This is a genomic window from Paenibacillus ihuae (assembly GCF_001368795.1).
Classification (GTDB): Bacteria; Bacillota; Bacilli; order Paenibacillales; family Paenibacillaceae; genus Paenibacillus_AQ; species Paenibacillus_AQ ihuae.
This window is the reverse complement of record NZ_LN831198.1, coordinates 4,105,813-4,129,843: the sequence shown is the minus strand read 5'-3', so window position 1 is coordinate 4,129,843 and position 24,031 is coordinate 4,105,813. Positions and strand designations below refer to the sequence as shown.

The 24,031-nt window shown below is 49.0% G+C and carries 19 protein-coding genes and 1 pseudogene; 19 read left to right on the top strand and 1 reads right to left on the bottom strand.

What is annotated here, in order from left to right:
• Positions 1 to 108 precede the first annotated feature (108 nt).
• Complete coding sequence (locus AQR02_RS19050; RefSeq protein ID WP_082451908.1) at positions 109 to 4,227, bottom strand: S8 family serine peptidase; 4,119 nt, start codon at positions 4,225 to 4,227, stop codon at positions 109 to 111.
• 560 nt (positions 4,228 to 4,787) lie between these two features.
• On the opposite strand from AQR02_RS19050, the gene AQR02_RS19045 reads away from it, so the two are divergent.
• The 19 genes and pseudogenes from AQR02_RS19045 to AQR02_RS18955 form a co-directional block, all read left to right on the top strand.
• Positions 4,788 to 5,159 carry a hypothetical protein gene (locus tag AQR02_RS19045; protein ID WP_054941821.1) on the top strand — a complete coding sequence of 124 codons (372 nt, stop codon included), beginning with the start codon at positions 4,788 to 4,790 and terminating at the stop codon, positions 5,157 to 5,159.
• Positions 5,160 to 5,198: 39 nt separating this feature from the next.
• Positions 5,199 to 5,378, top strand: a complete 180-nt coding sequence (locus tag AQR02_RS19040; RefSeq protein ID WP_054941820.1) for a YfhD family protein — start codon at positions 5,199 to 5,201, stop codon at positions 5,376 to 5,378.
• A gap of 111 nt (positions 5,379 to 5,489) precedes the next feature.
• A complete protein-coding gene (locus tag AQR02_RS19035; RefSeq protein ID WP_054941819.1) occupies positions 5,490 to 5,864 on the top strand; it encodes a hypothetical protein in 375 nt (124 codons plus the stop codon).
• A 16-nt stretch (positions 5,865 to 5,880) separates the two neighbouring features.
• Positions 5,881 to 6,057, top strand: a complete 177-nt coding sequence (locus AQR02_RS19030; protein ID WP_159067791.1) for a hypothetical protein — start codon at positions 5,881 to 5,883, stop codon at positions 6,055 to 6,057.
• A gap of 107 nt (positions 6,058 to 6,164) precedes the next feature.
• Positions 6,165 to 7,076, top strand: coding sequence for a methyl-accepting chemotaxis protein (locus AQR02_RS19025; protein WP_054941817.1), 912 nt, complete (start codon positions 6,165 to 6,167; stop codon positions 7,074 to 7,076).
• A gap of 275 nt (positions 7,077 to 7,351) precedes the next feature.
• Complete coding sequence (locus AQR02_RS19020) at positions 7,352 to 8,092, top strand: LytR/AlgR family response regulator transcription factor (protein ID WP_054941816.1); 741 nt, start codon at positions 7,352 to 7,354, stop codon at positions 8,090 to 8,092.
• A gap of 1 nt (position 8,093) precedes the next feature.
• The gene (locus tag AQR02_RS19015; protein WP_054941815.1) at positions 8,094 to 9,392 is read left to right on the top strand and encodes an ATP-binding protein; all 1,299 of its coding nucleotides are present in this window, start codon (positions 8,094 to 8,096) and stop codon (positions 9,390 to 9,392) included.
• A 121-nt stretch (positions 9,393 to 9,513) separates the two neighbouring features.
• Positions 9,514 to 11,577: a serine hydrolase domain-containing protein gene (locus AQR02_RS19010; RefSeq protein ID WP_425339990.1), complete on the top strand. Its 2,064-nt coding sequence runs from the start codon at positions 9,514 to 9,516 to the stop codon at positions 11,575 to 11,577.
• A 319-nt stretch (positions 11,578 to 11,896) separates the two neighbouring features.
• On the top strand, positions 11,897 to 12,460 hold the full coding sequence (locus AQR02_RS19005) for an RNA polymerase sigma factor (protein WP_054941814.1): 564 nt from the start codon (positions 11,897 to 11,899) through the stop codon (positions 12,458 to 12,460).
• On the top strand, positions 12,420 to 14,078 hold the full coding sequence (locus AQR02_RS19000; RefSeq protein ID WP_108722023.1) for a DUF4179 domain-containing protein: 1,659 nt from the start codon (positions 12,420 to 12,422) through the stop codon (positions 14,076 to 14,078). Before AQR02_RS19005 ends, AQR02_RS19000 begins: the two co-directional genes overlap by 41 nt.
• A 159-nt stretch (positions 14,079 to 14,237) precedes the next feature.
• On the top strand, positions 14,238 to 14,795 hold the full coding sequence (locus AQR02_RS18995; protein WP_054941813.1) for a DNA-3-methyladenine glycosylase I: 558 nt from the start codon (positions 14,238 to 14,240) through the stop codon (positions 14,793 to 14,795).
• A 109-nt stretch (positions 14,796 to 14,904) separates the two neighbouring features.
• The gene (prmA, locus tag AQR02_RS18990; RefSeq protein WP_054941812.1) at positions 14,905 to 15,954 is read left to right on the top strand and encodes a 50S ribosomal protein L11 methyltransferase; all 1,050 of its coding nucleotides are present in this window, start codon (positions 14,905 to 14,907) and stop codon (positions 15,952 to 15,954) included.
• 2 nt (positions 15,955 to 15,956) lie between these two features.
• Complete coding sequence (locus AQR02_RS18985; RefSeq protein WP_054941811.1) at positions 15,957 to 16,649, top strand: site-2 protease family protein; 693 nt, start codon at positions 15,957 to 15,959, stop codon at positions 16,647 to 16,649.
• A 150-nt stretch (positions 16,650 to 16,799) separates the two neighbouring features.
• Positions 16,800 to 17,564: an RsmE family RNA methyltransferase gene (locus AQR02_RS18980; protein WP_054941810.1), complete on the top strand. Its 765-nt coding sequence runs from the start codon at positions 16,800 to 16,802 to the stop codon at positions 17,562 to 17,564.
• 3 nt (positions 17,565 to 17,567) lie between these two features.
• The gene (gene mtaB, locus AQR02_RS18975) at positions 17,568 to 18,911 is read left to right on the top strand and encodes a tRNA (N(6)-L-threonylcarbamoyladenosine(37)-C(2))-methylthiotransferase MtaB (protein WP_054941809.1); all 1,344 of its coding nucleotides are present in this window, start codon (positions 17,568 to 17,570) and stop codon (positions 18,909 to 18,911) included.
• Between the two features lie 158 nt (positions 18,912 to 19,069).
• Positions 19,070 to 19,507: an NUDIX hydrolase gene (locus AQR02_RS18970; RefSeq protein ID WP_054941808.1), complete on the top strand. Its 438-nt coding sequence runs from the start codon at positions 19,070 to 19,072 to the stop codon at positions 19,505 to 19,507.
• Positions 19,508 to 19,780: 273 nt separating this feature from the next.
• Positions 19,781 to 22,030: an Ig-like domain-containing protein gene (locus AQR02_RS18965; protein WP_054941807.1), complete on the top strand. Its 2,250-nt coding sequence runs from the start codon at positions 19,781 to 19,783 to the stop codon at positions 22,028 to 22,030.
• Positions 22,031 to 22,143: 113 nt separating this feature from the next.
• The gene (locus AQR02_RS18960; RefSeq protein WP_054941806.1) at positions 22,144 to 22,713 is read left to right on the top strand and encodes an ECF-type riboflavin transporter substrate-binding protein; all 570 of its coding nucleotides are present in this window, start codon (positions 22,144 to 22,146) and stop codon (positions 22,711 to 22,713) included.
• A gap of 97 nt (positions 22,714 to 22,810) precedes the next feature.
• Positions 22,811 to 24,031 (top strand): annotated as a pseudogene (locus tag AQR02_RS18955) (ABC transporter ATP-binding protein); the annotation flags it as partial.

Here is a 24,031-nt window from a genome sequence, read left to right as displayed (position 1 = left end):
GGTTGAAAAAAGGACCGCACATGGCTGTTAAACCATGCACGGTCCTGGGACAAGCATCACTGCTCAGTTCCGGCCTCCGGGGAGACCGGAACTGACAGGGACTTATAACTATTCGATCAGACCAATCTTGCTCAGCAGTTGATACAGCGCGGCAGCAGCCGTTTCACGGGTTGCCGGAGCGACCGGGTTAAAGCTGGTTCCCTGGTCGCTGCTGATGATGCCGGCAGCAGACAGGGATTGCAGGCTGTCCTTCGCATAGGCAGCTACTTTGGCACTGTCTGTGTAGGTCGTGAAGGAAGGGTTCGCACTCTTCAGTTCGGTTCCGGTCAATTTTAGGGCTCTGTCCAGAATAACAACCAGCTCTTGGCGGGTTACATTTTGGGTTGGAGCAAATTTACCGTTGCCGATGCCCAGAATCAGGCCGGCTTTGGAAGCCGCAGCTACGTCAGCAGCGTACCAGTCTGTTGCTTTCACATCAGAGAAGGTAACTTTGGCATCCGTACGCAGACCGAGTGCGCGGGTCAAGAGCGCTGTAAACTCAGCACGGGTCAGGTTATTCTTCGGCGAGAAGGTCGCCCCCGATGTACCCTGGATGATCAGCTTGTTAGCCAGCGCCTGGATGGCGTCAGCAGATTTCGAAGAAGCGATATCCGTAAAGGCTGCTGCTGGTTTACTTACGGCAGCATAAGTCGAGAAGCCTGGGCGGTTTACAGTAACAAGAGTTGTTCCGTCTGTCTGAGACTTGAACACGGAAGCAACCGGAGTTACTACTCCCTTCTCTTCGAAGAGCACGCCGGCAGTTTTCGGCTGAATCGTGCCTGGAACTGTAAAGGATCTCTTAATGAATACATTGCTTGGTGTGTTCAAATAGGTGCTGCTGGTAGCGGTAGTCCAAGAAGCTTCAAAAGAAACCGGAGTTCCGATTACCGTAGAACCAGGTACGCTGGTAGTCAATTTGCTTGCGGCTTCAGGTGCCTGCTTGATGTCCAGCTTGAAGCTTTCACCTGCAGGAGCAGATTTCAGCAAGGATACCGGCAGGGAAACTGCAGATCCGCCAATACTGATTACAACGGAACTGTCGGCATGGATACCGGCCAGCAGTTTCACTTGGTCCGCAGTCAGGCTCAGTACAGCTGCCTTGTCAGTGATTGCGGCCACGGAGATCACGACAGCGGTCTTGGAAGCTGTGGCTTTAGCCAGAGCAGTCTTCAGATCATTGTCGGTCACAGTTACTGTGGTAACACCATCTTTGGAAGCTGTCGACGGAGTCAAGGATACTTGCTCAGCTCCTTCTTCTACTAGCGCTGCTGCAGCAGCAGGAACAGTTGGCGCGGTTGGTGTGACTGCACCGCCACCACCGCCGCCACCAGTGCTTCCGCCATTTGGTTGCGCACCATTAACGAAGCGGAATGAGGTATAGGCGGTATAGAATTCTACATCTTCATCGTATTGATCAATCTTGATCGGGAGCTTAGTGTTATCTTCTGCATTAATTCCTATAACTTGAAGCTTGTAAACCCCTTCTGTCAAATTAGCTACAGCTGGTTTACCGTTCTCATCGAGAATTGGGTCTCCATTGCTGTCATACGGGTGATAAGTGGCTCCGATGACAGTACTGTACTTGCCAGGGTTGAAGTATTTGTCTGCAGATTCTGTGGCGTAGTATTGGAAGTAACCTTTGGTTACATCATCCAGGCCAACCAGATCCACCTCATAGTAGTTAATATCTTCGGCTTTCAGGTTGTAGGAAAGAAGAGTGCTTGTGTTGTTGTACACAATAGGTGAAACAATTTCAGCTTCTTGAATCCCTGTACCCCAATCTGGCTGTTCTGCTGATTTATCGACGTTGATCGCGAACGGCAGGTGCAGGACTGGCAGACTTTCGTCTTCCGGTACCAGAACGATATTGCCCTGCAGCATTTGCGCTTCAGTATCGGCGGCAACATTCACAGTCAGATTAAAGCTGCTGGCGCTGTAAGCAGAGGCTGTTACTGTAGTCTTATCCAGCTTTGCAGTTACATGCTCAGTATCACCGTAGTTCCAGTCTACAAGTGCAGTGTAAGCTACTTCGCTGCCGCTAATGTTCTTGAGCTGCAGAGCTTTACTTGCAGACGATCCTGGCAATAGTGTTCCAAAGCTTGTGGAAGGATTGTAGTTAATAACACTTTGCGGAACATAGTTTTTATCCAGAATCGAAATCGGTTCGAGTGCCTCGAGCAGCGCTGGTGTCTTAATTGCATTTTCAACATTTGCGCGTCCCGGACCTTGTGCATACAGATCTACAGGATCACCATTATATAAGAGAGTGTCTGCAGTATTAGCCAGCGCAGCCCGAATATCGAACGGTGAATATTCCGGATGTGCCTGCTTGATCAGAAGAGACAGGCCTGCAACATGCGGAGTCGCCATGCTGGTACCGCTGCTGCGGTGGTAAGCCTGAGTATAATCACCGCCATAAGCCGGATAGGTGGACAGTACACCGTCACCAGGAGCCACGATATCAGGTTTGATGCTGAGGCTGCCATCGACACTTGGGCCTAAAGAGGAGAAGTAAGTGATTTCGTCACCAGTAGTCTTTGTAGGATTATAGTTTGTTCCAAAGGTGAAGAAGACAGGCTTGCCGGCGTTTGCTTTTATAGCCCGGGCCAGTTGGCGTCCAGTTGTACCTTTGATATCGAACGTCGGGATGTTGTCGTACCCGTCACCGAGGTTGCTTCCGATGAAATTGTCGCGCCCCGGGATGCTTTCATCCAGGATGGCTTCGTGACTGGAGTTAGCATTACCATTGAAAATGACAACCGCTATAGCACCGCGTGCTTTAGCGTTAGCAATTTTATCAACGAAAGCCAGCTCCCCGCGGGAGACCAGAACGATGGAGCCGCTGATATCCCCTTCTGGATAATCTTCTTCTGCACCCAGATCAGCATATACGACCGGAACAGGATCAGTACCAATAATACTGGCAAAATCAGTTTTCCCAAGTTCGTAAGCCATAACGCGGAAATCCTGATAAGTGGCATAAGTAACTGAGGTTGCAGATCCTGCGATTTCAGTCTCAAACCGGCCAGAGAAGGCTTTAATCGGACTGGTCACGGCACCGACAGAAATGGCCAGCTGCGAAACCGCAGGAGAACCAAGGGAGAAATATCCCGCTTCCCCATTGTTGCCGTTGGCAATTACCGCTACAACACCGGAGAGTACGGCGTTATTGATTGCAATGGAGTCAGGGGAGTTTACATCTTTCTCGGAATCTGAACCAAGCGATAAGTTAATGACATCCATACCGTCTTTCACCGCACGCTCAATACCGTCGATGACCTGGGCGGATGAACCTGAAGATGTACTTGGATCCTTGAGATTCCGTCCCAGTACTTTATACACGTAAAGCTCTGCACCTGGAGCGATACCCTTCTGGGCAACATCGCCTTTTGCGGCATATTGGCCGATAATTGTTCCAGATACATGAGTTCCGTGGGAGGTGCCCCCATAGCCTGTGCCGTAAGGATCTTCTTCAACGGTCAGCGGTTCTTCTTCATAAGGGTCGTTATCATTATAGAAAGAGTCGTATCCGCCTTTATAAGCAGCTGCGATGTCGGGATGTTTATAGTCTATCCCGGTATCGATAACGCCGACCTTCAGTCCTGCTCCGTTAAGGCCTTGTGACCAAGCCCAATCGGCATGAATCTGCTCCAGCGGGGCATTGTCATTTCTGTAAGTAGCTTCAGTCACCGTTTCTTCCGGCAGCGCATACCAGGTGCTGTTCGGATAAATGGAGGCAACGCCGGAGATCTTTGCCAGCTGCGGAATTTCATTGGCTGGAACGGAAACTTCAAAACCGTTAAGCACCGTATCATACTGGTAGTTTACGGTCAGATCGATTCCCAGGTCATCCGCTTTGTCCAGTACTTCTGTCTGCTGGCTTTTGACCGCAGCTTCCGTAGCTGTCTTGGAAAGGGCGGAAATTCCCTGCTTCGCTGCATATTTACCTACTGCTGCAGGCTGGCCGCTCAATTGCACGATAACGCGGACATTGTTTGAGGATTTGGTGTTGATCTGTGGTGAGATAAACGTCTGATTCGAGGTCTGAGTCAAAGAAGTTAATGTTTTACTCGATGATGGCGTCTGCAAGCTGCTGGCGGCAAATGCCGCTCCCGGAATCATGCCTGCTGTCACTCCCAGTGACAAGGCTACGATAGATAGCTTGCGTGGTAGATTAGTCCACTCCAAATGTAATCCCCTCCAGATGTGTGTTATCCTGATTCCAATTTTTCCCGCTGTAGACAGTAGGTCGATTCTCCTTTCTATTAATCTTCTATTTCCATCTAGATTAGTAGGAAAAATATTAAGAAGATTTTACCATTGGTAAAATGTAAAATCTACATAAAAATTATCTGATTTCTAAAGTGCAGATTCTTTTGTGGTGTGAAATATGACATGCGCATGGCTTATTCCAGAGAAAAAACTAGATACAAAGAACTAAATCTTAACTTCATCTCTGTTTTTTAGACATTAAGTAAGATTTTATGACATGGATAACATTTGGATAATTAAATTTTTATGGGTCTAAAGTAACGCTATCTTTATCACTATGTTTAATTTAGGCACAAATTGGCGGGGACTGGTGATAATCCCGAGTCTGGGAATGGGAGAAAGTAAGTTTTGAATATGCAGAAGATGACACAAGGAGCTTTTAAAAATTAGAGCCTACGTATAATCCGGAATGCTTCAATACAAAATAACACTGTGAATTTGCGTTGTGCATTCCAGGCAGAAAGCAGGGATTACCCTTGTCCGAAAAAAACATACTTGCTTATTTTAAAGCTCCCGAAGAAGCAGAAGGCGTCTCCAGGAAGCTTCAGGCGCTTCGTGTAATCGACATGTCCATAGACACCTTCAGTAAGTACCCCGGCAATGCGCAGTACTCGGGAAATAACCCGCTGACTGGGGATATTCCCAGCCTGGCTACCATGACGTTGAACTCCACGATGGACAGCCATTCAGCGGGGATACTGGCGGCAGCAGATTCCAGCGCGAGCGGAATGAGCCACGGAGGAGACGGCGGTCCCACAGGCAGAAATATTTTGCTGACCGTAGTTGTGGATTCCGATTCTTTTGACCAGGCTTTAAAAATCATTGAAGATGCCGGCGGAATGATTTGAAGTTTTGCATCTTAGAACAACACGGAGGCTGATCCCGATATGGATAGAGAAAACTCAAAAATATTCTCCAAAACAGACAAACAAAAAATGCTCTACGAAGCCAAATTAGAGGATGTGGAGTTTTCGGCAGCGGAGGCCGATCAGGATGACCTTGAAGCGCTTGATCGTTCACGTGAGGCCGATAAACGGCAGCTTCATGAAATTTTGAAGAAGGAATAGCTGAGTTAAGATAATGAAGGTTATCTTCAGACACGCCCCACGAACTGTGGGGTTTTTTTGTGCTCTGCCGTGTATAATGAAATGGATATGCAATGCTTGGAGGGAACTGGAATGTACACATTTATAGTATGGGGCGGCCTGGCGCTGCTGGTTGCACTGCTTACTTTTTTGAACCAGAAGCAGGTCTATTCTTCTAAAATAAAGAAGGCTTACCGCGAGCTGCGTGAGCTTACGGAGCGGGTGCGTGACGGCCGCTCTGAAGCTGCTGATCTGGAGAGCTGGGAATCCTCACTTGCGGAGATGGAGAAGCACCCGAATGAGTTTAACAAGCTGGATTACGAAATCGGCCTGCGCCGGGGATTTGTGATGTACCTGGAACGGCATTATCCGCAGGATGGAAGGCTTCCTGATCTGCAGGAGGCGGCAGCACATCAGAAGGATTCGGTGTGGGGGATTAAATTCGGGGATTATGGCCCGAAGAAGTGAAATAGGGTTTGGGGCAATGACGACACAAGAGAGTAATGAGCCGCCAAAGCACCCGGCATCCATCTTTCTGAGGACGCCGGGTGCTTTTGTTCCGGGAGATGGCCGTGAAACGGGCTTTGCCGGTCTGCTTTTTTATACGGTGCAGATCAAGAGGTTTATAGCTATATTTTGGGAAAAGTTGTTTTGTATGTAATCCAAAGCTGCAGTTTTACCGTTAATATAGCATACAAACAAAAATAGCGGCTTGATGATACCGGAAAGTCACAGATCACAAATTAAGTTAGACAGGGAGAAATTACTATGGAGAAGGGTTCAGCCCAAACAGTCACAGATGCGCTGGTTGTCAAAGCTTTAGAGAAAAATCTTGCCCTGATCCGCTTTGATCTGGACCGCAGGGTGGCGTATGTAAATGATGTGTTTGCGGGATCAATGAAATACAAGCCAGAGGAAATGTATGGAATGAACCATCGGGAGCTGTGCTTCCCTGAATTTGCGGATAGTCCCGATTATGAAGTTTTTTGGGACAGTCTGCTTTCCGGGACAAGCTTTCAGGACAAAATTGAACGAATGGATGCAGAGGGGAACAGGGTCTGGCTCGAAGCGACGTATATGCCGATTTTTGATGACGCGAATCAGCAGGTTATCGGTGTAACCAAGGTTGCAACGAATATTACACATAGGCAAATCAACATGAATAATGTGGTGGAAAAGATGCAGCAGATGGCGGACAGTCTGAACCATCGCGCGGAAAAAGGCATTGAACGGAGCCGTGAGCTGCTGCAGAGCATCGACAAAATCGCCGGAGTATCAGACGAAAACTCAGTTACGCTGGTGAATCTGCAAAATAAAGCCGGTGATATTCAGGGGGTGGTACAGACCATCCGTGATATTGCATCACAGACGCATCTGCTGGCACTTAACGCAGCAATCGAGGCGGCGCATGCCGGAGAGTTCGGCCGCGGCTTTGATGTGGTGGCTAAAGAGGTCAGAAAACTGTCAGGTCTAGTACAGGATTCCATTGCCGAGGTTCGGGACAGTGTCAATGCGATTACAGAAGAAATCAGCAGAATGTCAAACGGTCTGGATCAAGTGCAGAGCAATGTAGATGAAGGACAGCGGCAGATAGACACAGCTCTGAAGGAGTTTACCGGAATTGCGGTTTCCGCCCAGGAACTGGATACCCAAGCACGGGAAGTACTTAATATTATCTGACCTGAACCGGCAGTTGATGATTCGGAGCATAAGTACATGGTTCCGGAAGAAGAGAGCCGTTCACATTCTACATGTGGCGGCCCTTTTGCGTATTGGTCGCTATGGGTTATTCATATCAGTTCCCACCTCATTTACGCCATACTGCGGTGCGCCATCTGCATTTCAAGGATCAGAATCTGCATTTTAACCCAAGAGTGTTCATCTCCTCTTCAATAATTGTTGTATACTGATGGAATATAAAGCTAGGAGAAATGCAGTAAAGCGAGGTGTCATGGATGTATAGGGTGGCGATATGCGATGATGAGGAGATTCAAAGAGAGCTGGTTAAAAGTATACTCATTGCCTTATCTATCAAAACAAATGTAGAGTTCGATATCGAGCTGTTCAGCTCAGGAGAGCAATTACTGTCCCACTATGAGCGTAATGAAGCCCCCTTCCATATTCTTATTCTGGATGTAGAGATGGGGGAGATGAATGGGATTCAGACCGCCCGAAAGCTCAGGAGCTTGAATCACCTCGACGAGCAAATCGTGTTTCTAACGAGTTATCCTGAATACATGATAGAGAGCTTCGATGTGATCACCTTCCAATATCTGATTAAACCTATTGCGCCTGAGATTCTAGAGGAGAAGATCATCAAACTGTACCAATACTTCCAAGCGCAAGACAAGAAATTTATGGTCGTTAAGTCAGGTTACGAAGAGGTCGTCTTAAGATATGATGACATCATTGGGATTGAGGCTGCGAAAAGCTTAACAATCAAAAGCAAGCTCAACATTATTACCACCAGTCAAACCTACGAGAGCAAAGGTATTATCGCGGATTATGCAACTGCATTAAGAGACAGCAACTTCTTGCAAATCCATCGCTCGATCCTCATCAACCTGCTGCATGTGAAGAAGTTCGCCAGCGGGGTTGTTCTCATGTCTAACGGGATGGAGCTGCCGATTGGTCGTTCGAAGGTTAAAGAGGTTAAAGATTTCTACACCAAATATATGATTATGAAGGTTAACTGATATGATTCAATATCATTTACCAATTATCATTTGTGTGATACTAGTGATGTGCTTCCAGATCAACTTCTTCTTTAACTCCGTATTTGATAAGTCCACTAGAAAGCCGAATAGAATCGGTTACTTTATCATTTATAGCATTCTTAATTACCTCTATTTAGTCGTGCAGATGTCCGCTTACTTATCCTCGCTAGTCGCTTTACTTATGATTTTTAGTATTGCGCATTCTTACAAGGTAGAAATCAAAAACAAGGTGATTTTTACAGTTCTGTATGGAGTTCTGGTGACAATGACTAATATGATTTCGTTATATATTTTCTCCTCATTAGATTCTATAGACTTCACTACCCTTGATCCAAGTAATAAGAATGGCCGTTTGATCTTTACGAAGACGATTTTGCTTAGCTGCATGATCATGTTTGCTGTCATTCAGATTATTAGACTCATTGCGAAACGCAGAAGCTTCTCCGTGCATTATCGTTATTATCTTTTATTCTTATTCGTCCCTCTGATCAGCATGTATCAGGTTCATGTACTTACTTTTTATAGTGAGAAGAATATTTACTATTTCATCGCGATTATTGGATTCCTTCTCTTGAATGTGATGGTCATCTATCTCTTTGATAATATCGTTGATAAATTTCAATTGGTGCACGAGAAAGCTCAGCTGCAAGATCAGATGGATTATCAGGATGCGAACTACGAGAAGACGGTCCATAGCTTCAAATCGATTAAAAGAATCATTCATGATACGAACCAACAGTTTCTATATATTGAAGAGTGTATTAAACGTAATGATCCAGCAGCGGCACTAGAGCATATCAAGGTAACACAGAATAAAGTAGAAGAGGCTTATCAAAGAGTAAATACGGGGAATCTCGCGATTGATGCTCTGGTAACGAATACTCTTAATATTGGGCAAGCCAATGGAATTCGAATAGATACGAAGCTGCAGTTGTACTCCCAGGATGTCCACATTGACCGTTATGACTTGTGCGTCGTTCTGGGGAATATGCTGGACAATGCCATCGAAGCCTCTAAGAAGATCAAACTGGCGGAGGACCGGTACATTCGTATTAAGATCCATTCCAATGAGAATGCGATCTTCATTCAAATCGTCAATCATATGGAGAATGAGGTTGCTCAGCTGCGCAGCCAGAAATCAAGCCCCGAGGATCATGGTATCGGCTTAACCAATATCGCAAGAATATGCGAGAAGTATGGTGGGAACATGACGATTGAGGCAGAGCATAAGGTGTTTAACAATATGGTTGTGCTACCTTTCCACACGAACAATCCTTAGACAACTTGTTGTTTAGGGATTGTTTTTTTCGTTTCAGGGTTTTTTCCAAAGGCAGAGGTCTTTTCCTTGTATGATGAATTTAGTAAAAAATTCCATGGGTGAATTTGAGGAGGACTGAATGATGTTGAAGAAGTTGATGTTGAAGAAAATGATGATGTCGGTGCTCGCGGCTGCGATGTTCGTTGTGCCGGTGACCCAAGTCTCGGCCGAGAGTGAGAAGGGAACGGCCAAGGACAAAGCGCAGCGGTTGGCGGAGGAGATCGTGTCCTCTTATGGGGTGAGTGGGATACAGTATGCGATTCGGGATCAAGGCTCCATTGTACTATCCGATAGTGCCGGGGTGTCTGACAAAGCAAATGGAGAGCAGATTACCGAAGACACCATGTTTGGGATCGGCTCGGTGAGCAAAATGTATGTATCTGCAGCAACCATGATTCTAGCAGATGCCAAGAAGGTTGATATCGATAAACCGCTGACTACTTATATTCCAGAGTTTAAGATGGCGGATGAACGCTATAAGGACATTACACCTCGTATGTTGATGAATCACTCCTCAGGTCTGTTCGGCACACATTACGGGAACAGTATGCTATTCGACGACACCGACACGGAGAATCATGATGAGCTGCTGTCACGATTACAATCTGAACGATTGAAATCAGATCCGGGAGAATACTCCGTCTATTGTAATGATGGATTCCAACTGCTGGAGCTCTTAGTAGAACGAGTGAGCGGTTTAAGCTATTCTGAATTTCTGGATCAATATATTAGCAGCCCATTACATTTAAGCTCTACGAAAACCCCATTAGACGAGTTTGATAGAGAACAGCTGGCCAAAACCTATTTTCCAACTATAGAAAAGGCTCTACCCGTCGAATATGCGAACGTCCTTGGAGCGGGAGGAATCTTCTCCACTGCGGAGGAGTTGACGGCATTCGGAGAAGTGTTAATTGGCAACCGGACAGATATTCTATCGGAGCAATCAGCCAAGGCTATGCAGAATCCTGAATACAGGAGAGGACTGTGGGTGCCTGAGGAGACGAACGCGTTTAACTACGGTCTAGGCTGGGATGCAGTAAGCTTGGCCCCATTCAGCGATTATGGGATCACGGCGCTAAACAAGGGCGGAGATACGACGATGTACCACGCCGCTTTAACGACGATCCCCGAATACGACCTTAGCATTGCAGTACTCACTTCCGGCGGAAGCTCGATCTATAATACGATTTTTGCATCGAAAGTATTGTTGGAATATTTGGAGGACACCGGGAAGATTAAAGAGATCCAACCAGATAAGACCTTCAAGCCTGCAGTAAAAGTGGAGATGCCCGCTCAACTACAAGCTTATTCGGGACGATATGGGGCTGTGGGATCTACAGCGAATATAGAGATCAAGGATGGAGAATTAGAACTGTCTGCATTAGCAGGGATGATTCCTACGCAGAAATATGTGTATACAGGTGATGGACAATTTACTAGCATGGATGGCAGTGCAGCCGTAAGCTTCGACGAGCAGAAGAATGGCAAAACTTACTTGAAGCTCAAAGCATATTTAACAATCCCGGGAATCGGCCAGATGGTTATGGTAACCTATGAATATCAGAAGCTGAATCCCAATCTCTTAGACCAAACAACACAGAAAGCATGGGAGAAGAGAAACGGTAAAAATTATTACGCGGTGAACGAGAAAATCACATCAATCATGTATATGGAACCTTCGATTCTTACGAAAAATATCACGGTGGATCAAGGCTATGTCTCGGGTGCTCGTATTGTAGATGCGAACCAGGCGCTGAATGTCGCTGAAATTCCAGTAATGAGCGGTCGAGATGCGTTCGACCTGAATTTCTACAAGGTGAACAATGTGGAGTATTTGAAAGTCGAAGGCTTTTCTTATATTAGTGAAGAGGCTGTTAAACCGATCTATGCAGGCAAATCCTCCAAGGTTACAATTCCCTCTAATGGTCATGCCGTTTGGTTCAAGATTGGTGAACAATCCGCGAATATAAGTATGACGGTTGATGTCCCAGTTAGCGGAGGATTTGCTGTGTATGATGCACAAGGCAAGGTTGTACATTTCTCTGCTGTAAGTGATGAGCGCTCCATAATCTTGCCTGAAGGCGGGTTGATCGTTCTTGGAGGCGAGGCAGGGGATGTATTTAAGATTAAAATGAGTAAGAAGTGAAGGTCCTATGAATTCGCATACTCATTCATAGGCGTAACCTCCTCGTTTTTTCAAGGGGCTTCGCCTCATATTTCCATTTGCTTGTAAAGTTAAAGAGCAGGCTATCTTTTCGATAACCTGCTCTTTTTTTGATTTTTGGCCCTACGTCTTAACTTAACGACATTGTCCTCCGGGGTGTGCTTTTTTGTATTCCGCAGCTCTGCTAAGCCTGCTTCCTGCCCTGGTCAAAACAGCGGCAAATGTTTATGCTCAGGGAAATGAACCTTTTTCGGGCGTGGATTGTTAAATAGACAGATCACATAAGAAAGGAGGGCCAGAATTGCAGAGTAACCGCGAATTATTTGAAGCCTACAACAAAGCTGTTTACCGGACATGTTACTACATGGTGCATGATGCAGCAGATGCGGAGGATCTGTGCCAGGAGGTGTTTATCACTGTTTTTCGCAGCCACTGGCAGGATGTCGAGTATGTCCGGGCATGGATTATGAAGATTGCGGTCAACGCCTGCCTGAATCATCTGAAACGCTCGCGCAGCCTGCAGCAGAAGGTAGCACAGAATCTGCATCTTTGGAACGGGAATAGTGATGAAACACCGGTAGAGCGGCTGATTGAACAAAAAGAGACGGAACTGGAATGGGCGGGTTACTTATCCAGGCTGCCTGTGAAAATCCGTGCGGTGCTGACACTAAGATACATGCATGATTTCAGTCTGGCTGAAATCTCGGAGGCACTGTCCATACCGCTCGGTACAGCGAAATCAAGACAGCACAAGGGCCTGAAAATGATGAGGCGGATTCTGCTGGAAGCCGGAATACAAGATGATGAATGGAGGAGAGACCCCTTTGAAGAAGCTGGAAAATATGCTGAAGCATCAGTTAAATGAAGAAAACGCCGTTAATTATCCGGATTTCGACAGCATGTGGGGCCGGGTAGAGCAGGCGGTAAATACTGTAACGTTAAAGACGGATACAGCTGGGGGCGCTGGTTCGTACCGTGTGAGAAACTGGCGCAGGGTAATGGTCGCAGCCTCCCTTAGTGCACTGCTTGCTGCCGCCCCGGTATATGCGGCTATTCAATATGACTGGGGAAATCTGCTGCGCGGCAGGGAAGGCGTCCAAGCTGCGCTTGACCAGAATCTGGGCCAGCAGCTGGGGCAGTCCATCAGCAGGGGCGGGGTCACGCTGACGCTGCGGACGGCAATTGTCGATGAGAACCGGACAGTGATTCTGTATAGTCTGGATGTAGGGAAGCGGGATGATCTGAAGTTCTGGAACGTAAAGGGTCTATCCTTAAAGGATAAAAAAGGCAACGGCAGCGAGGGAGAATACAGCTACCAGCAGTGGGATGAAGCGAACCAGCGCTACAATGGCTACTTTGAGAGTGACTGGACCTCTAAGTCGGAGGAGGCTAAGGTTACCTTAACCGCCGATGCTGTACAGTCCTTTAGTCAGGCGGAGCAGGAGCTGTCTCTCGACAGTGGTTCTTCGGCACTGCAGACCTTCCAGATCGGGCAAGAAGGCATGCAAAGCCTGGAGGTACAGCCATTCACCCAGAGCGACGGGAAACTGCTGCTGTCTTCGGCAGTCATTTTCGATAATCCACAGGCGAAGGAGTGGACGTACCCGCAGATTGTTGCTTACAAAGGAGGTAAACTGGTGAATTCGATACCCGGTACCTTTGGCGCGCCTGGGGATAACGGTGAATACACCATGAAGCAATATTTTAAGACTGCTGAGGTTCCCGAAGGACAGACCGCCTACAAGCTGCAATATACTAAGCTGGAACAAAATATTACCGGACCGTGGTCCTTTGATCTGCAGTTAAGCAAGAAGCAAATGGAGAGCGGAACGATCAAAACGGCGCTGAATCTTCCGCTGGAACCGGGCGATACTATGAATACAATTGAGAGTATGGTAGTTACACCCACCCAGATCCGGGTCTCTGTCAGAGTGAAGAATAATAAATTTCCAAGGATACCTTATGTCAAAGTAAAGCTTGAAGCTGGCGGAAAGACAATTAAGGGGATGCAGTACCGGTCGAAAGAGGATGATCCTAAATTAATGACATTCAGCTTCGAACGTCCTAGTGATCTCGTGATCGATAAGCAAACCCAGCTTACCTTTGTTGGCAGCTACAAGGTTACTGTTCATGAAGATGACAAGGCTCCGCTCCAGCTGACGAATATCTCTGCTGACAAACAGACACTGATCCGCGATACCGGGGGCTACCCGGTGAAATGGACCTATTATAGGCAGGGGAGCGATTTGTTCGTAGAGACCCAAAGCGATGACGCCCGTTTCGGCGGAGTCAACCAAACCCATATTAATTTGGGTAAAGATCGTATTCTGGGCAAGCCGGTTACGACCAATTTTGACGGGGACGGAAATAATAAAGCTATCGATGTCTATAAGAATTTCAAAGGGACAGAAGCTTCGATCTATATGTTCTTTTACACGACCGATGAGCCGGAGAAAGAGATACGGGTGCAGCTGCAGCCTTAAACTCTGCCGATTTACACCGCTTATGGAAAGCAAATTTAAGCCGTTCGATACCCTGGTGCAGGGGCGGACGGCTTTTTTTGATATTATAATAGAGAATGTTATTATGGCTGATGCAGACCGAAGCCGTATAACAGCTTGAGAGACAAAGGAGAGAACAACTTGGAGATCACACGCTGTGCCTGGGTTAACGAGGACCCGCTCTATATCGCCTATCACGATGAAGAATGGGGCAAGCCGCTGTACGATGACCGGAAGCTGTTCGAGCTGCTGATGCTGGAGGGCATGCAGGCCGGACTGAGCTGGTATACCGTGCTGAAGAAGCGGGAGCATTTCCGGAAAGTCTTCGACGGATTCGATCCGCAGAAGATTGTCCAGTATGATGAAGCGAAAATTGAATCATTGATGCAGGATACGGGCATCATCCGTAACCGTCTGAAGATTAATGCCATCCTGCGGAACGCAGAGGTCTATCTGCAGATATGCCGGGAGGAGGGCAGCTTTGCCGGTTACCTGTGGAGCTTTACCGGAGGAAAGCCGGTGATTAACGGGTGGAAGACACGTTCCGAGGTCCCGGCTACCACCGCCCAGTCCGATGAGATGAGCAGGGCCTTGAAGAAGAAGGGCATGAAGTTTGTCGGCTCTACGATTTGTTATGCGTTTATGCAGGCCTCGGGCATGGTGAATGACCATACGGCTGACTGCTTTTGCCGCAAGTAGAATAACGGATCTGCTGCACAGAAACCGCGGTTTTGGCGCTACCTATAGAAGAAATGTTATACTGTTAAATATTCAACCACTGCATATTATTTTAGGAGGACCTACACACATGTTATGGCATGAACTGACGGTACATACAACAGAAGAGGCTCAGGAGATGATATCCAATCTGCTGTATGAAGCCGGAGCAGGCGGTGTTTCCATTGAAGAATCAGGAACACTGAGTAAAATTAGAGACACCCGGTACGGCGAATTATACGACGAGCCGCTGAATGATATTCCGATCGGTGAAGCTGTGATTAAAGGTTACTATGCCGAGACGGTTTCGATGGACGATGTAATCTCGGAAGTCGCACCGCGTGTGGAAGAGCTGCGGGAGTTCGGGATTGATCCCGGCAAAGCGCTGATCTCCTGGAAGACCGTGGACGAGGACGAATGGGCCCATGCCTGGAAGGCATATTTCAAGCCGCTGCGTGTATCCGAGCGTCTAACCATTAAGCCGACCTGGGAAGAATATACACCAGCCGGCCCGGGTGAGAAAATTATTGAAATCGATCCCGGCATGGCCTTCGGAACAGGTACGCATCCTACGACAGCGCTGTGCCTGCGTGCACTTGAGAAGAGAATCAGCGGCGGCGAGGAAGTTATCGACGTAGGAACCGGCTCCGGTATTCTGGCTGTGGGTGCGGTTCTGCTTGGCGCGAAATCTGTGCTTGCACTGGATCTTGATCCGGTCGCGGTAGAAAGTGCCCGGGAGAATGTGCTCCTGAACAGACTGCAGGAATCAGTTACGGTAAAAGAAAGCGACCTGCTGTCGCTGCTTGGCGGCGAAGGCGCAGCGGATACTGCAGCAGCAGATATGTGGCCTGCGGCAAGACCCGGCTATACGAATGCGCAGGAAGCTGAAGCTCCGGCAAATACTGGCCTCGGAGTGACACTTCCCGTGAAGCTGATAGTGGCTAACATTCTGGCGGAGATTCTTGTGCTGTTCACAGATGATGTATTCCGTGCACTGCAGCCGGGCGGGATTTATATTACCTCCGGCATCTATAAGGATAAGGAAGGTCTTGTGACACAGGCACTTGAGGCTTCCGGTTTTGAGATTATGGAAATTACCCGTGAAGAAGACTGGGTGGCAATTACAGCCGGAAAGAGGTAGAGATGGATTCATTGGATCGAATTTTAGTATATCCCCTGCAGCAGCTTCCGTTTTTTCTGATTACGATTGTGATCGCATTTACTGTACATGAGTTCGCTCACGCCTACTTTGCCAACAAATTCGGTGATCCGACGGCAAGACTGCTGGGCCGCATGACACTTAATCCTGCCGTTCATTTTGATCTGTTCGGTATTATATTGCTGCTTATTGCAGGATTCGGCTGGGCCCGTCCGGTTCCGGTGAACCGTGACAACTTCAGCCGTCCGCGGCTGATGGGAGTTATTGTATCTGCTGCCGGACCGATCAGCAATCTGCTGCTTGGTATCCTGGGTTCGTTGATCTACGCTGTGCTCTATGCAACAGGCGTTATGGATTCCATAGCAAATGATCAATTGTTAAGAGCGGTTCACTGGTTTTTTGGTATATTCATTCCATTCAATTTCTTTCTCTTCATTTTTAATCTGATTCCGCTGCCCCCGCTGGACGGATATCGGATCGTAGAGGATGTAGCACCGCGTCCGGTTCGCGCAAGAATGCAGCAGGCTGAGCAGTGGACAGTCTTTATCTTTTTGCTGATCATCTTTATTCCCGGGTTGCGTAATTACACGATCCAGCCGCTAAGTGATTGGGCAGCACAACTTGGAAATGACTTTTTCCGAATGTTCCTCAAGCTGTTCGGATACGGAGTACTGTAACAGGGGCTGTTCACAGACAGGCAAACGTTGTATGATGTAATGTGTTATTTTTAGAGGGTTTACATGTGCGTAAGGAGCGGCGGCCGGAGACCTGGACAGCAGGAACGCCGCCGTTTTTACGCTGAATAATCGAACAGAATGAGGTTGAATATGCAGCGTTATTTTGTAGCACCCGAGCAGTTTGGCGCGGATCAGGTGAGCATTGGGGGCGAAGATGCCCGCCATATCGCCAAGGTCATGCGCGGCAAGGCGGGGGACAAGCTGATTGTAAGCGATGGCGTATCCCGTGAAGCCCTGGTGGAAATTGCATCGATTGAAATAGGCGAGGTTGTAGTGAACATCCTGGAACCCCTGGAGATGACTCATGAGCCGCGCATCCAGATCACGGTGGCCCAGAGTCTGCCCAAGGGCGACAAGCTGGAAACGGTCATTCAAAAATGCACCGAAATCGGTGCGGTGGCCTTTGCCCCCTTCCTCTCAGAGCGTACCATCGTGCAGTACGATGAGCGTAAGGAGAGCAAGCGGCTGGAGCGCTGGCGCAAAATCACCAAGGAAGCGGCAGAGCAGGCGCACCGCAATATCGTGCCGGCCGTGCATTCACCGCTCAGCTGGAAGCAGCTGCTGCAGAGCTTCAGCGGGTACGATGCGGTATACTTCTGTTATGAAAAGGAAGAAGGCCTGCAGCTGCGCAGTGCCGCCGTCCCTTGGCTATCCGCGCTGCCCCCGGAGTCTGCGGGCAAGGTCATGATCGTCGTCGGACCCGAAGGCGGCTTCAGCCCGGAGGAGTGCCGTGCAGCCGAAGAAGCCGGGGCAGTATCCGTTGGACTTGGAAGCCGTATCCTGCGCTGCGAGACAGCAGGTATGGTCGCCGCAGCATGTATTCTATATGAATCCGGAGAAATGGGGGGAGCTTGAACAATGCCATCCGTAGCATTTTATACTTTAGGTTGTAAAGTCAATTTCTATGATACTGAAGCCATCTGGCAGCTTTTCAAAAATGAAGGTTACGAGCAGGTGGATTTCGAGGGCTCTGCCGATGTGTATTTGATCAATACCTGTACAGTAACGAACACCGGTGACAAAAAAAGCCGGCAGATGATCCGCCGCGCCGTGCGCCGCAACCCGGAGGCGATTGTAGCCGTAACGGGCTGCTATGCGCAGACCTCTCCCGGCGAGATCCTCGATATTCCCGGCGTCGATCTGGTCATCGGCAACCAGGACCGTGAGCATATTATGACCCATGTCAAGAATATACAGGAATCCCGCCAGCCGGTTAATGCCGTGCGCAATATTATGAAGACGCGTGAATTTGAGGAGCTGGATGTGCCTGGCTTTGCCGACCGGACGCGGGCCTTTATGAAAATTCAGGATGGCTGTAACAACTTCTGCACCTTCTGCATCATTCCGTGGTCGCGCGGGCTGTCACGCAGCCGTGATCCGAAATCCATCGTTGCCCAGGCGCATCAGCTGGTTGAGGCAGGCTACAAGGAATTTGTGCTCACCGGGATTCACACCGGAGGCTACGGCGATGATCTGGACAATTATCGTCTCGCTGATCTGCTCTGGGAGCTGGACAAAGTGGACGGGCTGGAGCGGGTGCGCATCAGCTCGATAGAGGCCAGCCAGATTGATGAGAAACTACTGGAAGTGCTGAACCGCAGCTCCAAAATGTGCCGCCATCTGCATATTCCGCTACAGGCAGGACATAACGACGTACTCAAAGCGATGCGACGTAAATATACGACCGAAGAATATTACGCTAAAATGCAGCTGATCCGCCAGGCCATGCCGGATGTCGGCATTACAACCGACGTAATCGTCGGCTTCCCGGGTGAGACGGAGGAAATGTTCCGTTCGGGCTATGACTTTATGAAGGCCGTGAACTACTCCGAGATGCATGTATTCCCGTATTCGAAGCGGACAGGCACACCGGCTGCGCGGATGCTGAACCAGGTCGATGAAGAGATCAAGAATGCCCGCGTCCAGCAGCTGATCGACCTCTCCGAGGAGATGCAGCTGGCGTATGCCCGCAATTTCGTCGGCAAGACCGTATCGGTCATTGCCGAGCGGTCTGCCAAAGACGCACCGGGCCGCAGCACCCAGCACGGCTTCAGCGATAACTACCTCCAGGTGTTCTTCAGCGGCGATGATTCGCTGCAGGGTGAGCTCTGCCAGGTGAAGATTACCGAAGCCGGAGTCAATGAATGCAAGGGCGAGCTGGTAGGCGTCAGCCGGACTGAGCTTCGTCCAATCGCACACTAGCATTTATAGATGGCCGCAAGCAAGGATTTCATTTCCTACGGGAGATGAAGTCCTTCTTGCTATCTGACGCTGCAAAACTAAGCGAATGCTTCCGAAGCGAGTTTTGACGCTGATGATTCAGTGATGCTATGCTACAAAACTTTTAAGGAGCTATCAACATGGCGCATAAGCAAATTTCAGCGGGCGGCGTGGTTTACCGTAGAGGCAGCGGGCAACTGGAAATACAGCTGATCGTGGACCGCTACGGCAAAGTGGCGCTGCCCAAAGGCAAGATGGAGGACGGGGAGACAGTAGAGGAGACGGCGCTGCGGGAGATCCGTGAGGAGACAGGCATTGTCGGAATAATCAAGGCACCCATCGATATTATTAAATATACTTTTCAGCATCCTGTACATGGAAAAGTGGATAAGGAAGTCCATTACTTTCTGGTAGAAGCGGTGGGCGGGGTGACCAAGGCGCAGGCTGGGGAGATTAACGCCGTGGAATGGCATGAGCCGGAGGCAGCCTGGGAGCGGGGGAAGGGCAGCTTATACGCTAATAACGTGCCTCTTTTACAAAAGGCACTAGCGATGCTTGACCTAAAATTTACTATATAAGAGGAACTTTAAAACATGAGAAAAGGGGAGAGTAATGGAGGGGGATTTTGGAACTGTAGGAGCGATAGCGTCCGCCTAAAAGCTTTCCGCAGGAAAGCTAGCATCGGAAGCCAGCCCCAAAACAGAAAAAAAACAGGTTCATTTTATATAGTTAAAAAGTCCCGAATTCATCCGAAACTGAAAATTAAGTAAACACTTCAGGCGTAATTGTCGATATAGTGGAAGAGTGTGGAAACCCCCCACCGATAAACTTACTGCCTAAGGAGAGAATAGATGACTGTGTACAGGAAAATGACGAAAATGCTCCTCATTATGATATTGCTCGCTGCCGCAGCTTTTCCGGTAAACGTCTTTGCAGCTACAGGCGATACCATCTCAATCGATTTCGACAGTTCGGCAAAAGTAGAGCTTACCGTGGGACAGACACCCAAACAAATCAAAGTCTATGCCAGTCTGGAAGGGTCCTCCTCTAAAAGGGACGTCACAGCTGCTTCGACTTGGGTATCCTCGAATTCTAATGTAGTCACAGTACTCAACGGCCTGCTCAAACCGGTAGCTACCGGTACGGCGATGATCACGGCTACCTACAACAACGCGGTAGCCACTCTTGAGGTGTCCGTTACCCATCCCTATAAGGAATTAACTCTGGAGTACAGCTCTGGCGGAAACTATAAACTGGGCGACAGCGACGATACGCTGCTCGTCAAAGCAAAAGCAACAGGCGGCGATTCGGCCACTTCCGTTAAGGATGTATCTGCCGATGCCGAATGGAGCAGCTCCAATACAGGGGTACTAACCATTGCTAAGGGTCAAATTACACTGGTTGGAGAAGGAACCGCCACCATTACGGCTAAATACAAAGGCTTGACTGCATCGTTCAAAGCCCAGGTAGAGCTGCCGTATTCGGCAATTGTACTGAAAGAGAAAAATGCCCCTGACGTTGTCAAGGAGCTTGAACTGCTGGTCGGAGATGATCCGATTGAATTGACAGCAATGACCAAAGCAACTGAGAGCAGTCAGGAACAATCTGTTACGGGTCTGGCCGAATGGTCCAGCTCGAATGAGATCGTTGCAACCGTAAAAGCCGGAACAATCACCGTTCTGGCTTCCGGAAAGACTGTAATTAAAGCAAGCTACCTTGGAGTATCCAAGTCTGTGGATGTATATGTCCGTTCCCCTTACGAGGCGATTCTGTTGACGCCTTCAGACGATCAGACGCTTTTCCTCGGTGAAAGCCTGAAGGTAATGGCGAAAATGAGAAATGCCATCAACTCTACCCAGAATCAGTCTGCGGATGCAACCTGGACTTCCGACAATCAGCTGGCCGTAACGGTGGCAAAGGATGCTACAGCGTCAGCGGATGCCGCCGCGACGGTGACCGCCAAAGCGGTTGGATCAGCTGTAATCAAAGCGGAGAACCTGGGTGTCAGCAAGACGCTCAAAGTGACGGTGTACCCGACAATTACAGATCTGACACTTGAGAAAACCGAGCAGGAAATGTATACATCCGATACCCTCAGCCTGCCGAAAGTAAGCGGTACAAAGCTGGATGGTACCAAGCTGGATATTAGCCAGGAAATTGTATGGACTTCTGCAAATAATGAAATCGCTGAGATTAAGGACGGCAAGCTTGCCGCCGTCAAAGCTGGGACGGTTACCCTTACCGGCAGGATCATCAAAGCAGACAATGTCTCCTTGCCGGCCGCCGAAGTGCGCTCGAAGAGCGTCGAGCTGAAGGTAACGGTTCTGAACAAAGTTCTGATTCTGATTGGCCCTGAAGACGGGCTGGGATTGGTCATTGGGGAAGAGCAGCCGCTGCCGACCGTGAACGCAGTGCTCGAAAATGGTGACGAGCTTGATGTCTCCGGCACGATTGCCTGGGAGGTTACCGGAACGAATGCAGTGATTAAACAAATTACTAGCGGCAAAGTGATCAAGGGCTTGACCAAAGGCACAGCTACCCTCAAAGGTACCTATGCCAACAAGACCATCAGCATTCCAGTAACGATTGAGCAGAAGGTTGTGAAGCTGGTTGTAGAGCCTGCTGCACTGGAATTGAACGTCAAAGCATCCAAAACTATCAAAGTAACCGGGTTTTTCGCTAACGGAAAGTCGGCGAACTTCTCCGGCGGAATGAACTGGGAATCCTCCAATCCGGAAGTAGCTACAGTAAAGGGGACATCTGTTAAGGCTGTTGCCGAAGGCACGGCGACATTGACTGGTTCTTACCAGGGGATTACCGCTACGGTCAAAGTTACAGTAGTTCCTAAGCTGGTCAAGCTTACTGTAAATGAGTCCAAACTTGCTCTTGCTGCCGGATCCTCCCAGAGTGTAGTCGTGACGGCGCTATATGATACCGGCAAAACTGCCAACGTCACAGGAAGTGTAGTCTGGACAAGCTCCAAACCATCTGTGGCGAAGGTGAATGCATCCGGAACGATTACGGCAGTAAGCAAAGGAACAACATCGATCAAAGGCAAGTGGAATAACAAAACGGTAACGGTATCCGTTACTGTAAAATAAGCAGCATAAAAGATCTGCAGAGCCGCTGTTTCAGGACTATGCAGATCTTTTTTTATAAATCTATAGTAATCCCTAGTAAACCGATGTATAATTCCTAAAAATACATAAGGGAGATGAATCAGGTGGCCAAAAAAGATATATTATCTATCAGAACGATTGTAGCGGTTGGAATCGGTTCGGCATTATTCGTAATTCTGGGAAGGTTCGGTTCGATCCCCTCCGGCATTCCGAATACGAATATTGAGACCACTTATGCGCTGCTTGCATTGTTCGCATTGTTGTACGGACCCGTTGCCGGACTGCTGATCGGATTGATCGGCCATACGCTGAAGGATGCCATTTTTTACGGTTCCCCCTGGTTCAGCTGGGTAATCTCCTCAGGACTGGTCGGGCTGATTATCGGCCTGCTTGTGGCTGGAATCTCTATACAGGACGGGGAGTTCGGCAGAAAAGAAATCATCCGGTTCAATCTCGCCCAGATCGCAGCAAATGCCATTGCCTGGTTCGCTGTAGCACCAACGCTGGATATTCTCATTTATGCAGAGCCGGCGAACAAGGTATTTACGCAAGGACTGATCGCCGGAGCGGCAAATATTGTAACCGTGGGGGTCATTGGCACACTGCTCGCAACAGCCTATGCTAAGACCCGGACCCGGCAGGGAAGCTTAAGAAAGCTGAACTAACATAGGATTTAACAGAAAGCCGGTGACAATCACCGGCTTTTCTGTTGAAATAGAGAAAATACAGCTTCATGATACAGCTGAAAGAGGAAGATCAATTATGAGTAAAGCGGTTATTGAATTTACGGATTTCAGCTTCACCTACCGCGCTCAGCAGGAGCCAACGCTGCGCGGAATAACCTTGAGCATAAACGAAGGGGAGAAGGTGCTGATCGTTGGCCCTTCCGGTTCCGGCAAGAGCACCCTGGCCCATTGCATCAACGGGCTGATTCCCTTTTATTACCCGGGAGAAATGAGCGGCAGCCTGCGGATTATGGGACAGGAGCAGAGCGGACTAAGCATCGCAGGATTAGCGGAAATAACGGGAACGGTGCTGCAGGACCCGGACGGCCAGTTCGTCGGTCTTACTGTTGGTGAAGATATCGCCTTTGTACTGGAGAACGGAGCGGTGCCTCAGCTGGAGATGACGGAGCGGGTAGAGGCTGCGGCTAGAGCTGTCGATATTCACGAGCTGCTGGCTGCTTCACCCCAGGAGCTGTCCGGCGGACAAAAGCAAAAAACCATGCTCGCTGGAGTCCTGGTCGGCAATGTGGATATTTTGCTGTTCGACGAGCCGCTGGCCAGCTTAGATCCATACACCGGGACCAAGACGATTGAACTGATCGACCGGCTCCAGCGGGAAACCGGCAAAACGGCAATTATTATTGAGCATCGTCTGGAAGAGGTGCTGCACAGGCCGGTGGACCGAATTATTGTGATGAAGGACGGGGCAATTGCCGGTGATCTGCCTGCGGCGGAGCTGCTAAGCTCCAGCCTGCTGGCTGAAGCGGGCCTCCGGGAGCCGCTGTATCTGACGGCACTCAAGTATGCAGGTCTTGTGATTACTCCGGACATGCAGCCCCAGCATCTGGATCAGCTTAGGATGGAGGGACATGCGGACAGGCTTCAGCAATGGATGGACAGCTGTGCGGAGGAAGCGGAGGCTCTAGAGGTTTCCCCGCTCCTTGAGCTGAGAGGGGTTTCCTTCAGCTACGAGCGGGATACGGAGGTGCTGCACCGGCTGTCGCTGACCGTTAACCGGGGCGAAATGCTGGCGATCGCCGGGAGAAACGGTGCCGGCAAGTCGACGGTATCGAAGCTGATCTGCGGCTTTTACCGGCCTTCATCAGGAGCGATTCTGCTGAACGGACGGGATATCAGCCGGGATACGATTAAGGAGCGGGCGGAGAAAATCGGTTTTGTCACACAGAACCACAATCACATGATTTCCAGGACGCTTATATACGACGAGATTGCACGTGGGGCTGAGGCTGCGCGGGAT